This window comes from Fuerstiella sp., from assembly GCA_022447225.1.
Classification (GTDB): domain Bacteria; phylum Planctomycetota; class Planctomycetia; order Planctomycetales; family Planctomycetaceae; genus S139-18.
In genome coordinates this window covers 134,549-150,393 of record JAKVAZ010000011.1, presented here as the reverse complement: position 1 = coordinate 150,393, position 15,845 = coordinate 134,549, and the positions used below count along the sequence as shown (strand labels likewise).

11 protein-coding genes are annotated in these 15,845 nt (G+C 52.1%); 6 read left to right on the top strand and 5 right to left on the bottom strand.

All coding sequences use genetic code 11. The features are described from left to right. Positions 1-152 precede the first annotated feature (152 nt). Together MK110_13770 and MK110_13765 are read right to left on the bottom strand one after the other, a co-directional pair. Entirely contained in the window at positions 153-3,785 is a 3,633-nt protein-coding gene (locus MK110_13770; protein MCH2212367.1) for a class I tRNA ligase family protein, read from the bottom strand. A 506-nt stretch (positions 3,786-4,291) separates the two neighbouring features. Further along, complete coding sequence (locus MK110_13765; protein MCH2212366.1) at positions 4,292-4,441, bottom strand: hypothetical protein; 150 nt, start codon at positions 4,439-4,441, stop codon at positions 4,292-4,294. 110 nt (positions 4,442-4,551) lie between these two features. Here MK110_13765 and acs point away from each other — a divergent pair, with 110 nt between their 5' ends. Together acs and MK110_13755 are read left to right on the top strand one after the other, a co-directional pair. Then, on the top strand, positions 4,552-6,507 hold the full coding sequence (gene acs, locus MK110_13760) for an acetate--CoA ligase (protein ID MCH2212365.1): 1,956 nt from the start codon (positions 4,552-4,554) through the stop codon (positions 6,505-6,507). A 278-nt stretch (positions 6,508-6,785) separates the two neighbouring features. Next, positions 6,786-8,204, top strand: a complete 1,419-nt coding sequence (locus MK110_13755) for a sigma-54 dependent transcriptional regulator (GenBank protein ID MCH2212364.1) — start codon at positions 6,786-6,788, stop codon at positions 8,202-8,204. Between the two features lie 173 nt (positions 8,205-8,377). Here the strand turns inward: MK110_13755 and MK110_13750 are convergent, their stop codons facing one another. Together MK110_13750 and MK110_13745 are read right to left on the bottom strand one after the other, a co-directional pair. Next, positions 8,378-9,043 (bottom strand): repressor LexA, encoded by a 666-nt coding sequence (locus tag MK110_13750; protein ID MCH2212363.1) that lies wholly within the window; start codon positions 9,041-9,043, stop codon positions 8,378-8,380. 675 nt (positions 9,044-9,718) lie between these two features. Further along, positions 9,719-11,038, bottom strand: a complete 1,320-nt coding sequence (locus MK110_13745) for a hypothetical protein (protein MCH2212362.1) — start codon at positions 11,036-11,038, stop codon at positions 9,719-9,721. 320 nt (positions 11,039-11,358) lie between these two features. Here MK110_13745 and MK110_13740 point away from each other — a divergent pair, with 320 nt between their 5' ends. After that, positions 11,359-12,090, top strand: a complete 732-nt coding sequence (locus MK110_13740) for a PIG-L family deacetylase (GenBank protein MCH2212361.1) — start codon at positions 11,359-11,361, stop codon at positions 12,088-12,090. 7 nt (positions 12,091-12,097) lie between these two features. Here the strand turns inward: MK110_13740 and MK110_13735 are convergent, their stop codons facing one another. Then, on the bottom strand, positions 12,098-12,334 hold the full coding sequence (locus MK110_13735; protein MCH2212360.1) for a hypothetical protein: 237 nt from the start codon (positions 12,332-12,334) through the stop codon (positions 12,098-12,100). Positions 12,335-12,586: 252 nt separating this feature from the next. Between MK110_13735 and MK110_13730 the strand changes: the two genes are divergently transcribed. The 3 genes from MK110_13730 (at position 12,587) to prfA (ending at position 15,844) form a co-directional block, all read left to right on the top strand. After that, positions 12,587-13,861, top strand: a complete 1,275-nt coding sequence (locus MK110_13730) for a PQQ-like beta-propeller repeat protein (protein ID MCH2212359.1) — start codon at positions 12,587-12,589, stop codon at positions 13,859-13,861. 343 nt (positions 13,862-14,204) lie between these two features. Beyond that, positions 14,205-14,465 (top strand): type B 50S ribosomal protein L31, encoded by a 261-nt coding sequence (locus MK110_13725; protein ID MCH2212358.1) that lies wholly within the window; start codon positions 14,205-14,207, stop codon positions 14,463-14,465. Between the two features lie 314 nt (positions 14,466-14,779). Continuing rightward, positions 14,780-15,844 (top strand): peptide chain release factor 1, encoded by a 1,065-nt coding sequence (gene prfA, locus MK110_13720; GenBank protein ID MCH2212357.1) that lies wholly within the window; start codon positions 14,780-14,782, stop codon positions 15,842-15,844. The last annotated feature ends 1 nt before the right edge of the window (position 15,845 follow it).

Below are 15,845 nucleotides of genomic sequence, written 5' to 3'. Positions count from 1 at the left end.
TCAGGGTTGCTCAATTGAGGGACAATCACGCCTGCACATTGAATCAACGTCACAACGTCGTCCGTTACGCAGATCGCCAACGAAATTCACCGGCAGCAAAACTTGGCCACAGCAATCCAGGAACTGTTGTAAACTGGCTCAAACCGAACTCGTCAAATGGTTCGCAGGATCCGGACTGTGACATCGCACTCACCGACTCGCACCGACTTCCCGCCGGCTGACGGCGTATCGCTCCGGATAATTTTGTCGGCGAGTGTTTCTCTGCAGATATATTCTCCCCATTCGGCAATCATCGCTTTGATAAAATTGTCCTCACCGTACCAGTCGATCTCAATACGATCCTGAATATGCAGTTCTGCCTCTTTGCGGGCCTGCTGAATATGCCTAACAAAATCTCGTGACATTCCTTCACGAATCAGGTCGTCCGTCAGCACCGTACTGATCGCCACCTGGACCCCGGCTTCGTCACCACAGACCCAGTCCGCCGCCTGTTCGGTGCTGATCAGCACATCTTCAGGAGTGAGTTCAACAGTATGACCATCAAACTCAAGTTTCAAATTTTCACCAAGCCGAAGCGGGCCAAGAACCGTGTCACCCAGTGTCGGGAGTTTTTTGCGCAGGACCCCCAGAAGCTTTCCGTATTTTGGTCCGAGTGTTCTGAGATTCGGTTTGTACGTATAGCCAACTTTGTCGTCCAGATTCGGCTGACGGCTGATTTGTTTGACATTGAGCTCTTCAGCAATCACATCCGCTAGCTGGTCAATTGCGTTCGCGATTGATGAATCTGATGCAGCAAACTGTAATTCCGCCAGCGGCTGTCGAACACGAAGTGCATTCTCTTCACGAAGATGATGTCCCAGACGGACAACCCGCTGAGCTACTTCCATTCTCTGATTCAGTTCTGCGTCCAGCAGAACGGGATTAACCACAGGGTAATCACACAAATGGACTGACACAGGCAAAACGCTGCTGTCCGGAGAGGCTTCATCTCCTGCAACCAGATTCTGGTACATGCGTTCGGTCAGGAAGGGAATACACGGTGCCAGCAGACGACAGACCGTGACCAGTACTTCGTAAAGCGTTTCATATGCCGCGGTCTTGTCCGAATCGGTCGCATCTCTGGAGCGCCAGAATCTTCGGCGATTGCGGCGAATGTACCAGTTACTCAGATCATCAACGAACCGCTCGGCGGCCTCACAAAATGACGCGACGTTGTATTCCCGAAAATCCCGATGAGCAACTTCAACCAAAGACTGCAGATTGGACAAAATCCAGCGATCGATTTCCGGACGCTCACCAACCGAGATCTCATCGCGGGCTGTTGAGGAATGTCCGGCAACGGAACGGCGTAATTCAGCTGACGGGGAAAATTTGTCTACAACGGCATAGTCAACAAAGAATTTATAGCAATTCCACAGTGGAATCAGAATCCGGCGTCTTGTTTCATCGGCAGGCCCGCTGGTAACTCTGGCAGTCGCAATGCCTTCACGCGTCTGACTGATGGGACCGTCCGGAGTCAGCAGAGTCACCGAATCTTCAGGATGGCGCGTACCAAACCGCAGATCGGAAGCAGGATTCTGAATCAGATACATCCATCGCATGGTATCAACGCCCAGTTGTTCAGCTGCCTCTTCGAACCAGATTGCGGTCCCGTCGGACTTATGCATGGGCTTGCCCTGTTCATTCTGAACAAGGCGATGTCCCAGTAGTGTTTTGAAAGGCCTCCTGTCAAGAGCATCGTCGGCTTCGTCGAAACGCATCATGGTCGACAAAGACAACATGCTGTAGAACCAGTTGCGAAACTGCCCGGGAAAGCACTCCGTGACCAAATCAGCGGGATACCACTTTTGCCACTCTTCACGGTCATGGTTGTAGTGCATTGTGCTAAACGGAACGATCCCTGCATCCAACCACGGGTTACCTACGTCTTCGATCCGTGACATCAGATTACCGGAGTTCGGGTTACGGATTTTGACGCAGTCGATCCAAGGACGATGAGGCGTCTGGCCATCAAAATCATCCCACCCCTCTACGGCTCGCTCCTTAAGTTCCGCCAGCGAACCGATGACTTCAAAATCACCTGTCTCGTCATCAACCCATATTGGCAGTGCAAGGCCCCAAAAACGTTTCTTGGAGATCATCCAGTCGCTCATATTAGTGAGCCATTCCACTTCACGATCCTGACCGTCAATACTGTCCGGCAGCCAACGAATCTGCCGAGTGACCTCTTTGATCTCATCGCGCCAGTCCATATTGATAAACCACTCATCAACAAGACGAAACACGAGTTCATCACCGGTACGCCAGCAATGCGGATAAATGTGTGGATATGTTTCAACCGCGACCAGAAGACCTTTCTCTTTCAGTTTCCCGAACACCAGTTCCGCTGTTTCGGATGCAATTGCTTCACGGCCAGAAAATTCGCCGAATTCGTCGCTGTATGTCCCGTCGTCTTTCAGTGGTGCGATAATCGGCATCCCGATGGAGGTCCCGATCCGGTGATCAATATCACCGCAACCGGGCGCCATATGAACGATGCCCGTTCCTTCGCCCGCGACAACATGTGCGTTACCACGGGAGTCTCGCCCGCCATCGATGACCCGGTGCCAGTCCGCCCCGGTCACCTCAAGATTATTTTCATCAATCGGGAACCCGCCGTTCAGCTGCTGTGCGGGCAGATCGTCAAACGGCCCGTCGTAGGCCAGCCCGACGAGATCGCCTCCTTTAATCGTTTCCAGTTCCTGAAAACCACCTTGTTCCTTAAAGATTTGTGCCAATGTCTTGAGCTTTGGAATACCATTCGGCCACTTCCATTCCGGACGTCCGAACCCTTCTTTGAATTCCGTCGACAGTCGCTGATAGTTCAGATTCTCTTTCGCAAAATAATAGACGGCATCATCTTTGTTCGCTTTGATTCGAAGGTATTCCAGATCCGGATTCACGGCAGCACCAACATTACTCGTCAGTGTCCACGGTGTTGTGGTCCAGATGAGTAGAAATTCGTTGTCTCGATCTCTGATCGGAAAACGGACAAAGACGGACTGGTGTGTCGTCAGCCTGCGGCCTTCGGCAATTTCCATTTGCGAATACGCACTCCCCCCCCGGCCGGACCAGGGCATGACATCATGTCCCTGATAGATCTTGCCCCGATCAAAACATTTTTTCAGGAAGGTCCAGATAGTTTCGTTGTTTTCCGTGCTGAAGGTAAAGTAGCTTCCCCCCCAGCCAGGGCTGCCCAGTTTTTCCACAAGCTGACTGGTGGTGCCTTTCTGCTGCAGTCCGCTGGGAACCGTGATCGTCACCTCTTCGTCCGTGCCAAGTGTCTCCGCCAGCTGCCTCAACTGGTCAGGATCATCCCAGTCCATCCAGTAACCCAGGCGGATTGACTGTTCTGTCTGCCGGGCCGCAAAACGCAGAACGCGACGTTTACACTCATTCACAAATCTGTCGATACCATATTCGTTGACGGCAGTTTTCGTCCCGAGTCCCAGTTGTTTCTCAACTTCAACTTCTACCCACAACCCCTGGCAGTCAAAACCATTTTGGTACCGCAGTTCGTGTCCAGTCATTGCGAAAAAACGCTGATACGTATCCTTATAGGTACGTCCCCATGCATGGTGGACACCCATCGGATTGTTGGCCGTAATCGGACCATCCAGAAAACTCCACCTCCTGCCTTCCGCGTTCTTCCGGCGGAGTTGCTGAAATACCTGCCTCTGCTGCCACAGCCGGAGGACAGAATGTTCACCAGGAATAAAATCACTGTCAGCGACGGATTCGAACATGAATCTTTTCGATCAGGAAAATTGGCGACATCAAATAAACGGGCGGGACGCCATGATTCTAGATCAATTCCTGGCTCCAATCGATTCCTGAGTCGTGTCGAAGTCAATTAACGTGTCAATTGATTCACAGACTCACAGCTGTTTCAACGGTGTGCTGATCATCCTGACGTGTTCCGGAATGAATCCGATGAGAACCGGACCTGCCCCTCACTGTCTGTAGTCTCGACACACGCAGTTCAAAATCCGTCTACTCAGCAACCACATCACTGAAACGGATATTTGTCAAAATTGCAGCGAAGGCTGGTTCGACGGTCAGGAACTTTTGAGGGTCCTGTCCTGCGCACTGAACGAACTAAAAATATCGGCCAATGCAGAGTACACAATCTGAGTGTGCCCGAAATGTTTCATTCCTCTGCTACGAATTGACTCCCCTGAGACAATGGTTGAAGTGGATGTTCATGAACGCGGTCAGGATACCTGGCTGAACCGTGGAAAATTCAGATCAATCAACCGGCAACCAGCCCAAGTTTCAGCATCCTCTGAAGTTCTATGAATAACAGCAGGCTCCCAAAAATCTCAGGGAAACTATGATCAGGATTGTAGACCGCATGATGGTCAAATATGTAGATATTGACTGACGGCAGACCGTTGGACATCCTCCATCACATGCTGCAGAATGCCGCATAAACTTGGATTCTGACAACGTGAATCCGGCTTCCCGGCAGACCTGCCTAAAGAAGTCATTGAGATAATCAGGAGACAGCCCATGTCAGCGGACAACACCAGTATCGAAAGTGTTCTCAGGGAAACCCGTACATTTGATCCCCCGGCCACCTTCGCTGAACAGGCAAACATTCGCAGCGAAGAGCAGTACAACGAAATGTGGCAGCGAGCCAAAGACGATCCAGCAGGCTTCTGGGGTGAATTGGCCAGAGAAAATCTGCACTGGTTCAGGCCGTTTGATTCTGCCATGGAAGGTGAGATGCCGGAAACGAAATGGTTTTCCGGAGGAAAAACCAATGTGAGCTACAATTGCCTCGATCGACATCTTGAAACCGATCGGCGGAATAAGGCCGCGCTGATCTGGGAAGGCGAACCCGGCGATACTCGTGTCCTGCGTTACCAGGACCTGCATCGCGAAGTCTGCCGATTTGCCAATGTTCTCAAGAAACTCGGAGTGGAAACCGGTGATCGGGTCACGCTGTATATGCCAATGATCCCCGAACTGACAATCGCAATGCTGGCCTGTGCCCGAATTGGCGCCGTGCATTCAATCATCTTTGGAGGCTTCAGCGCAGACGCAGTGGCCGACCGCAATAATGATGCACAGGCCCGTATCGTGGTCACAGCGGATGGTGGCTGGCGACGAGGCAAAGAGGTGCAACTCAAAGCTGCTGTCGATGCAGCTATGGACAAATCACCGACTGTGGAAAAGGTCGTCGTGGTCAAACGAACCGGAGGCGACGTGGATATGGTACCGGATCGTGATTTCTGGTGGCATGATCTGGTTGAGGGTATGTCAGCCGAATGTGACGCTGTGGAACTCGACGCCGAACACCCACTGTTCATCCTGTACACCTCCGGCAGCACGGGCAAACCAAAGGGTGTCCTGCATACCACGGCCGGATATCTACTCGGTACCACGATGACGTCGCAATGGGTCTTCGACCTCAGGGAAGACGACACCTATTGGTGTACAGCTGACATTGGCTGGATAACCGGCCACAGTTACATCACCTACGGACCGCTATCGAATGGTGCCAGTGTGGTCATGTACGAGGGTGGTCCCAACTGGCCCGACGAAGGACGCTTCTGGGAAATTGTTGAAAAGTACCAGGTCAGTATTTTCTACACAGCCCCGACGGCCATTCGAGCGTTTATCAAATGGGGCAGGCAATGGCCGGAAAAGTATGACCTGTCCAGCATTCGGCTGCTGGGCACCGTCGGCGAGCCCATCAATCCGGAAGCCTGGATGTGGTATCACGAAGTCATCGGCCAGGAACGCTGCCCGATTGTCGACACCTGGTGGCAGACGGAAACCGGTGGAATCATGATCAGTCCACTGCCAGGCATTACACCAACCAAACCCGGCAGTTGTGCCCGACCGCTTCCCGGCGTTGTACCGGATATTGTCACGAAAGACGGCACGAGCCTGGAAGCAAATCAGGGCGGCCTGCTCGTCATGCGGCAGCCGTGGCCTCATATGCTGCGCACTCTCTATGGCGACCACGATCGATTTATCTCTACCTACTTCAGTGAAATCGATGGATGCTATTTTGCAGGAGATGGTGCACGCCGAGATGAAGACGGCTATCTCTGGGTAATGGGCCGCGTGGATGACGTCATTAACGTCTCGGGACATCGACTCAGTACAATGGAAGTTGAAAGTGCACTGGTTTCACATGAAATGGTTGCTGAAGCTGCTGTTGTTGGATTTCCACATGATCTGAAAGGTGAAGGGATCTGCTGCTTTGTGACACTCAAAGACGGCAGCGGTGATGACGATCTGGTCAAAGTCCTGATACAACACGTTCGTGAACAAATTGGTGCCCTGGCCACACCCGACAAGATCCGATTTGCAGCCGGACTTCCCAAGACACGCAGTGGAAAAATTATGCGACGATTGCTGCGGGATATCGCTGCCGGTCGCGAGTCCGTTCAGGATACAACAACACTCGAAGACCTCTCGGTACTGGCAGCACTGCGAAATGACGAAGAGTGATTGTTGCGGAGATACGTACACAAACGGGGACTTTCGGAACACCGGACAGGATCATGCCCCATGAAACTCCGCTGATTAAGTCGTGAGATTTATCTTTAGACGCCAACACTACCCCCTATTGCCCCGTTTACCCCATTCCTCCGAATGACTGCCCGTTGTCGAAATCTGCTGGTTTCTATATGCTGTGCTACTCTCAAGATCTCTGATCTCAGCGGGAGGTTTGACCTCAACCGCTTTTGTGACCAGCGGTTTCGTCAGGATGGCGAGCCGGAAATGCCATGGAGTCGGCGGTGGCAGCACGCAGCAAATACAAACTTCGAGTTCTGTTCGTGGATGATGAGGCTTCACTCACAGAACTCATGCAGTCTGAACTTCCTCGAATGGGACACACCACAACGGTCTGTTCCACACCCGGAGAAGCGAACAAAGCCGTAGATGAAAACACGTTTGATGCAGCCATCATTGATCTCAAGATGCCGGGAGGCAGTGGCTGGGACGTTGTTGATCATCTGCGTACAGTCAGCCCTGAAACCGAGTACGTAATAAGTACCGGGCACGGCGACATGGATGCGACGATTCAGGCAATCCGCAGCGGGGCCTATGATTTCCTTCCCAAACCCGTTTCTTTGTTTGAGATAGCGGCTGTTCTCCAGCGAATCGGCGAAAAGAAATCACTGGAAAACAAAAATGCAGCACTTGAGAATCAGCTGCAACGTGCTGAAGGACGTTCAGACCTGATCGGTGAGTCAAACCCAATGCTGAGGGTTCGAAAGCTCATCGACAAGATCGCTCCAACCGACTCGGCCGTGCTGATTCTCGGTGAAACGGGTACCGGCAAAGAAATGGTTGCGCGCCGGATCCACGAACAGAGTGAACGAGCCCAAGCACCATTTGTTGCCGTTAACTGTGGAGCACTCCCCGAGAATCTGGTGGAAAGTGAGTTTTTTGGCCACCGTAAAGGTGCATTTACCGGAGCAGAAAATACTCGTGCGGGTCTGTTTGAAGTCGCCAACGGCGGTACACTGTTTTTGGATGAGCTTGGGGAACTGGATAAAAGCATGCAGGTCAAGCTGCTGCGTTTCCTTGAATCAGGCGAGGTACGTCGTGTCGGTGAAAATGAAGCGTTTAATGTCGATGTACGAATCGTGTGCGCAACCAACAAAGACATTCAGGATATGGTTGCCGACGGAACGTTCCGCGAAGACCTGATTTACAGAGTCAATACCTTCGAAATTCATTTACCACCGCTCAGAGAACGCCGGGAAGATATTTCAGAATTGTCTCGTCATCTGATCGCTCGCCATCTCAAGCGGGATATCGAACAGATCCCGGCATCGATTCTGACACCGGAGACCATCACAGCGCTGACATCTCACGAGTGGCTGGGCAACGTCCGTGAGCTGGCAAACGTACTCGAACATGCGGTCATTTTGTCCGATGGTAATCACATTACTCCGGATGATCTGCCTCAAAATCTCACCGCACAGAAAGTCTCCGACAAATCTTCGGCCCCCGACATCGTAACGCTGGTAACTGACCAGCCACAAACGCTGCGGGAAATGGAAGATCAAATGATCCTCCATGTCCTCAACAAACATGACAACGATAAACCGGCAGCTGCGAAAGAGCTGGGCATCGCCCTGAAGACACTCTATAACCGGCTGAGTCAAATGGAGTCAAAGCGGGATGCCGGATAGGGCAGGTTGTCAGAAATCTCAGATTGACGCGACCACGCATAGCTAACGGGCAATTTGTTCGCTGAGATCATTGCGGTGTCTGGCTTGAACGATTTTGACAATCTGTACAGATAACCGACGTGTGGAGACTGTCTCAGGGGCGGTGTGACTGCATCTCGCTCCGGATTGACCAATCATGAATTGGTTTTCAGCAGATTACGGACGACACCACGGACCTCTGGTTCGACTGCTGACAGTCCTTGCATTTTGCGCACCACGCCAACAAGGCCCCCCAGGGTTCGCTGTCCGGAAGACGGTAACTCACCGGAAATTGCCGGAACCGGAGGGCCTGCGTCTTCCGGAATCCGACAGATATCAACCTGCTGACGGTCGTCAATGGTGACAACCAGAGTATCCGGTTCACATTGACTGTGCCGGCTGATGATCAAAAAATCACCGTCACAGATGCCAAGAGGAACGAATGCAGAACCTTCGACCTTAATCGTCGATCGATCCGTTTCGTCAAAAACATCTCCAAATTCGATAAATTGATCTGTTGAAACAGGGGCACAAATCGGACCTCCGGAAACAGCGGTGCCATCAAACGGTACTCGCAGGCGGTTGGTGGTTCCGGTGCAAATCTGAATCGCTCGAGACATGTTGGATTCACGGCTGATGAGTCCTTTCTTTTCAAGGGCCTTCAAATGTCCCATCACACCGTTCGGTGACCGAATCCCAAATTCGCCAGCGATTTCCCGGACCGTCGGCCCGTAGCCGCGGTCAACAATCGTTGAACGTATAAATTCAAAAATCTCTCGCTGACGCGGTGTCAAAGCCTGCCGTTTGGAAACGGATTTCATTTTGGTTACCAGTCCAGATTTCCGCTTAAATCAGAAACGCTAAAACAACATCCACACCGGAAGACTTCCACCAAGTCCTGTGGGTAAACGTCCCATAAACAGATATCTAAAGGAACGGCCTCATCGCCCAAAAAAAACAGCCAACTGACAGGAAATCAAAATCGGTCGCCTCCCGTTGGATCAACCGAAGAAATGACAAATCAGCCATCGTTCCCTCTGCGCAGACGGAACCAATTCACATGGAGTCCCCAGAGAACAGGAGCATCGCGGAAGCGAGAATCCACCGGGATAGTTTCCGGGAACTGGATATGTTCATTAACAGTTAACCGTTTCAAGACGTCACCCGGTTTCACGGGTCACCTGAATTCCGGCGTCGCGCTGTCAGTAATCGGAAGTTCGCCGGTCACTGACATGAGTCTGCTTCAGAACTCAAACAGGCAGTCGCTACACTCCATTAATTTCCCCGACGCCTTCTGCAAAATTCAGAAAATCTTAACACAGAAAATTCTCCTCTGTTTATGGAAATGAAGACAAAGACGGACACGTATGACCTTCGTCATTGCGGAAAAGTAAAAACATTTAAAGATATTGCTTTCCCACCCCTGATTTGACAGCCGGTCGGCCGCTGGTTTCGATTGCCGCATGTATGGAAACGGATGGTGACGGGGAACGGATTCAATTAAGAGAAACACGCGAACGACGAACCAGGTTTTTCATGCGGGACGCAAGTTCTGCGCGACGTACGTCAACCGAATCCACCACACCATCACTCCCGACAAGCCACACACCGGGACTCTGAGAAACTCCCCAGAACCTCACAAGCGGACTGTTCCAGCCACAACGTTTTTCGTGCCGGAAACAGATCTGTTCACCTGGTATTCCGAGTTCCTGTACCGATTTTCGACAGCGATCAGGATCCTCATCCAGATTGACACCAATGAAGCGGACCAGATCCGCCGGCAACTGAGATTCGGCCTTCCTGAGCAGCGGTACCCAGTCATTCTTAAAATCGTGACTCTCGGAATCCCAGAAATAGATCAGTATTACCTTTCCGGAAAGTTGTTCCGCACGAAGTGTTCCGCCGGAGAGTAAGGGACCGGAAAACTGAGCCAGTTTTTGACCGGGGAGCTCAAGACGTCTGAGAACCGCCACCGCTTCCTGTCCCTGAGGCTCTTTCGGCCATGTTTCCATCAGCATGACGTAACACAAACGAGCTTCTGCTCTCAGCAAAGCGGCCTCTTCTGCACTGTTGACTCTTGCTGCGTTCATTTCACAGCTGCGGCCTGCTCCAAACAGTAAAGTCAGCGCACGCTCTGTCTGCTGTGGAAATCGAGCAGCAAAGTCACGAGCCCATCTTGAAAAATTGACGTTCCAGTCAGCTTTCTGTTCACGTGCCCGCCGAGCCTTCGTGTGAGCCAACTTAGCAAGGTAGTAAATCCCTTCAGCAGCAGGTTCTGACTTCGGATCACGATCGTTTAACGCCTGAACGTCTGCATACAGCTGATCGATTTGGGCGTTAGAACCGTTGAGCGCCAGGTGCAGCCGCGCCTGAAGGAGACCACGCACTGCGTCCAGAAACTGACCTCCCTGTGACGAATCCTGCATCGTCAGTCGAATGACTTCCGTCGCCTTGAGCACGATTTCACTGTTTGAATCGTCACCGCGGGTAGTACCGGCAGCGGCCTTTACCTGCAGCTGCTGAATCTCTGACAGTAATTTCGCAACAGGATCCTGACTAGCCAGAATTTGACTCCCCCCGACCTGTCTGCCATCCTCATCAGCAGCGTGTCGCTCCGGGCCGGTTACGTCAGCCGTGATACCGGCCGGTACTCTGTTCTCTGCCGTGCCAGGCAAAATGGCTCCGGAAGATTCAGTTGAACGGCTGCCTTGATCACCGCAACCGGTCAGAGTCAAGACTGTCAGAAACCCGATTGCCAGACGAACACACACTCGTTCGATCCTTCGATCCCGTGCAGAAGAAATGTGACCCGCCATCCAGAGACTTCTGATGTCACGGCAAAAGTCTAGTGGGAATCCACTTCCTGGAAAACAGCATTCGACAGTCACGGCCGGGAAAGACCGGCCATTTCTGCCGATCGCTGCATTCCGGCAAACCTGCCAAGAAGAGTCTAACTGGAGACGCAATTGTCAATTGGATACTTTGCAGCTGAGATTCACAGGCAGTCGTCCGAATTTACTGTCCGAACGTATTCGGATCCTGCCCCGTAATACGTCGTCAGTCTCGATTCACTTTCGCACCGAATCCAGGAAAAACAGTCGTGGATGCAGACCCTGCTTCAACAAGAATCTTAGCTGTGCATGCCCACCCCGATGATATCGAGATTCAGTGTGCCGGAACGCTGCTTAAACTGAAGCAGCTTGGCTGCGGCGTGTCCGTTGCAACCATGACCCCCGGTGACAAAGGAAGCGATGAACTTTCGGCGGAAGAAATCTCCAACGTGCGGCGGGCAGAAGCTGCAGCCTCTGCTGCCATGATGGAAGTGGACTACACTTGTCTCGAATTCCGGGATCTGTCGATCGTATTCGACAACAACAGTCGACGCCGAATGACCGAGTTCATCAGACGAAAGCATCCCGACATCATTTTTGCTCCACCTCCCGTGGACTACATGCACGATCACGAAATCACCAGTCAACTTGTACGTGATGCCTGTTTCAATGCCGCAGTACCCAACTATCGCACTCAACAATGGGACCCGGCTCCGTGCTGTACCAGGATTCCGCATCTGTATTACGTTGATTCGGTTGAGGGAACCGATCACTTTGGTGTGCGGCATCCGGTCGACATGATTGTTGATATCAGCAGCGTAATCGAGAAACGTCTGGAACTGCTGGCCTGCCATGCCAGTCAGCGAAACTGGCTACAGCGTCAACACGGCATCGATGAATATCTCAATGCATCGCGCCGCTGGGCTGCCCTGCGGGGGAAAGAACTCGGTACTGAATACGGCGAAGGTTTCCGTCAGTACAAAGGGCACCCTCATCCCACCGACAATCTGCTTGGAAAACTCCTGGAAATCGAATAGTCGTCCGTCAGTGGCCTGTCGATTCCGGTTGTTCCGCCGCAACCCCGGCACTGTTGTCGATCATACATCCCTTATAGGTCAGCATTGTTACGAGAATTGTTGCCCCGACCGTGTATAGAAACAGGATTGACAGCATCTTCCCGATCGCACGTCCGGCTGTTACATCATCATTGGTGAGCTTCTCAACTTCCGCCACTGTAAACAACGGTTCTGAAGAAGTTCCGGTCGCTTGATCGTCACTCATGGGCTCTTCGATCGAATGGCATGAACTAGTAATTTCTATCAGTGTGCAGGATAGCCTGAATTCAATCGTTCGTCGATTTGTTGGTTGCAAGTGAATCCGTTTTTTACAAATCGAGACTGTCGGGCAGAGTTCTGAACAGTGGTTTCGATCCGACGTGCGGCTTATCAGTTGTTTCGCGCCGGATGGCTGACTAAAAATGGTGGCTATGTCGGTCACGGTAAAAAATTTTCCGAGTTCTCAGGATTCATTAGCATGCGTCTGATCCTCTGTTGTATCTCGCTGGCTTCAATGTCCGATTTTTGCCATGCGGCTGACTGGCCAGGCTGGCTGGGACCGCACGGGACCGGCACAGCCGACGGAAGTGGATATCCGGTTAAATGGTCCAAAGACAGCAATTTACTGTGGAAAACCGAGTTGCCAGGACCGGGCGGATCAACTCCTGCCGTTGCCGGAAACCGAATCTTCGTCACACTCAACGCCCGGGGAAAAAATCGTTTGATCTGCTTCAGAATGGATGGACGACAGCAGTGGTCGCAGACTCTGGGCACCGAAATCCCGGGAAAACACAAGAAAGCAACAGGAGCCAACTCGTCGCCGTTAACCGATGGTCAGCACGTATTCGCCTATTTCAAAAGCGGCGACTTGGGATGCTGCAGCCTGGACGGGGAGTTGATCTGGAGCGTGAATCTGCACAAAAAATTCGGAGAAGTGACCGTCGATACACTCTGGTGGGACCTGGGAAACTCTCCAGTGCTCATCGACGGGGCAATCGTGGTTTCCTGTGTACAATCAGGTCCGTCCTGGATCGCTGCACTCCGGGCGACTGATGGCAGAGTACTGTGGAAGGTTGACCGCGACCTGGATGCCCCCCTGGAGGCTAATCAGAGTTATTCAACCCCGGCCGTTGTACGCAACGAAGACAACAGCCAGACAATCATCGTGCTGGGATCTGATCATGTCACAGCACATGCCGCTAAAGACGGAACCGAGTTGTGGCGTGCGGGAGGATTGAACCCGGACGGTGAAAAGTATTTTCGTTCGATTTCATCACCTGTCGCCACTCAGGGTATCGTTTTGGCTCCATATGCTCGCGGTACCACATTGACCGCGATTCGCATGGGCGGATCCGGCGACGTAACCGACAGCCATGTACTCTACACCAACAAAAACACGTCTGCTGACGTGCCGACCCCGGCTGTCCTTAATGACCGTGCGTTCATCTGTGGAGATGGTGGACGCAATCGCGGAACAGTGTACTGTCTGGATATCCGGACCGGCCGAATCATCTGGAACGGACAATTGCCAAAAAGCCGACACAGTTATAGTTCCTCCCCGGTTGTCGCGGACGGTCATTTGTATCTGACTCGGGAAGACGGAACCGTTTTCGTAGTGGACGCCAATGCCAGTGAATTCACTCTCGTCTCAGAAAACGTTCTGGAAAACGAGCTGACAGTGGCAACACCGGTCTTCGTTGGCAGTAAAATTCTGCTGCGGAGTCACAGCAGCCTGAGTCTGATCGGCCTTTAGAATCCAGTGGACACATTTTTGTCCGGTCATACCGGTGCAGGTATGTATGACTGCTCCCGAATTCGGGGTAGTGTCCATTCTGGCTTGTAGGTCCCGAAACCCGGGTTTAGACTGCTTGCCCTGAATTTCTGATGAACGATGGAAGTTTATCTTGGCCGCTGTCGGACTCGTCATCTGCCAGACTGTCAGTCGTGACGTTTGAGTCTGGTTTCAGAATCAAACGAGGCAGCTCCTCGGAATGTGCGAGCGGAGACCTGAAAAACGCTCCCGCCGGTCGCTCCGAAAACTTGACTCCAACTGAACAAGTTTACTGAAATAAGAAGTCTAAGAAGGCACTGGAGTGATGAAAAAAGACATCCATCCAAATTACCGGGATGTGATCTTCATGGACACATCGACAGGAACCCGTTTCCTCATCAAGTCCACGATTGCCTCCAAAGAGAACGACAAGTGGGACGATGGCAATGAATATCCACTGGTCAAAGTCGAAATCAGCTCAGCATCGCACCCGTTCTACACCGGAAAAATGAAGTTCGTCGATTCCGCGGGACGCGTCGAAAAATTCCAGAAGAAATGGGGCAAAGCCAAAGACGCAGATCAATAGCTCAAAACAGACTGACATTTCAAAAGAGGGACGTACACAGAGGTCTGTGTGCGTCCTTTACTTTTTCTCCGCGTAAAGTATGAAACATTCGCTGCGGGGTCATTTACTTTTGATGGACTGCCTGTGATTTCGTTTAATTCCGAATCCATTGAATTTCTGCCTGCTGTGGACTCTGTCTGAAGACAGGACGCCGGACTGCGACAGGACGCAGTCAAGTGCGAACACCTGCAACATCCACTGCCCGCACTATCCGCTGACTCATCCGGAACCGAAATGGCATACCCGTTCGATCCGCTGTCCAAGGAATCTCAGTTATGTTTCCCAGCCTGGAACAAAAATTCGAACGCCACGAAGAACTCCAGCAGCTTCTGATGGATCCGGAGGTCACTGCCAGCATCGATCGAATGCTCGAGATCCAAAAGGAAATGGGTGGGCTCGCCAAAGTCGCCGAAGCTGTTCGTTCCTATCGTCAACTTGAGGGCGACATCGATGCCGCACAAATGATGGTCGACGAAGAAACGGACTCAGCCTCCAAAGAATACGCTCAGGAAGAACTCAGTGAACTTGCTGCACGGATGGCAAAACTCAAAACAGAACTCGAAGACCTGGCAACCGCGGGCGATTCGATCACTCGTGGCTCATTGATTATGGAGATTCGAGCCGGAACCGGTGGGGACGAGGCTGCACTCTTCGCGAGAAATCTCTACGACATGTACATGCGATACTGTGAAACAAAGAAATGGAAAGTCGAATTGATCGAATTTAGCCCGACAGAACTTGGCGGCATCAAAGAAGTCGTTGTTTCCATTTCCGGAGAAGGTGCGTTTCAGGAGCTTCAGTTTGAAAGTGGCGGACATCGCGTTCAGCGTGTGCCCGAAACAGAAACACAGGGGCGCATTCATACGAGCGCCGCGACAGTGGCCGTGCTTCCGGAAGCTACGGATGTGGAGGTCGTCATCAATCCGGAAGATCTGCAGATTGATACCATGCGTGCCGGCGGGCCAGGCGGACAGAAAGTAAACAAAACAGAAAGCGCTGTCCGGATGACACATCTGCCGACCGGCATCTCCGTGAAGATTCAGGACGAAAAAAGCCAGCACAAGAATCGAGCCAAAGCCCTGAAAGTACTTAAGAGTCGAATTCTGGAAACTCAGCAGCGGCAGGCTGCTGAAAAGCGGGCCGAAGCAAGACGCACCCTGGTCGGATCGGGCGACCGCAGTCAGCGAATCCGGACCTACAATTTTCCGCAGAATCGGGTCACCGATCACCGCTGCGGACTTACGATTCACAAACTGGATCGTATCGTAGTCGGAGAAATGAACGAATTAATCGAGGGACTCCTCGAATTTGATCGCCAGGAACGACTGAAGAGGAACTGAC

Coding starts and splice junctions, on each gene's coding strand:
- MK110_13750 (MCH2212363.1), bottom strand. CDS start 9,043: ATGAAATCCGTTTCCAAACGGCAGGCTTTGACACCGCGTCAGCGAGAG.
- MK110_13735 (MCH2212360.1), bottom strand. CDS start 12,334: ATGAGTGACGATCAAGCGACCGGAACTTCTTCAGAACCGTTGTTTACA.
- MK110_13730 (MCH2212359.1), top strand. CDS start 12,587: ATGCGTCTGATCCTCTGTTGTATCTCGCTGGCTTCAATGTCCGATTTT.
- MK110_13770 (MCH2212367.1), bottom strand. CDS start 3,785: ATGTTCGAATCCGTCGCTGACAGTGATTTTATTCCTGGTGAACATTCT.
- acs (MCH2212365.1), top strand. CDS start 4,552: ATGTCAGCGGACAACACCAGTATCGAAAGTGTTCTCAGGGAAACCCGT.
- MK110_13765 (MCH2212366.1), bottom strand. CDS start 4,441: ATGTCCAACGGTCTGCCGTCAGTCAATATCTACATATTTGACCATCAT.
- MK110_13745 (MCH2212362.1), bottom strand. CDS start 11,038: ATGGCGGGTCACATTTCTTCTGCACGGGATCGAAGGATCGAACGAGTG.
- MK110_13725 (MCH2212358.1), top strand. CDS start 14,205: ATGAAAAAAGACATCCATCCAAATTACCGGGATGTGATCTTCATGGAC.
- prfA (MCH2212357.1), top strand. CDS start 14,780: ATGTTTCCCAGCCTGGAACAAAAATTCGAACGCCACGAAGAACTCCAG.
- MK110_13755 (MCH2212364.1), top strand. CDS start 6,786: ATGGAGTCGGCGGTGGCAGCACGCAGCAAATACAAACTTCGAGTTCTG.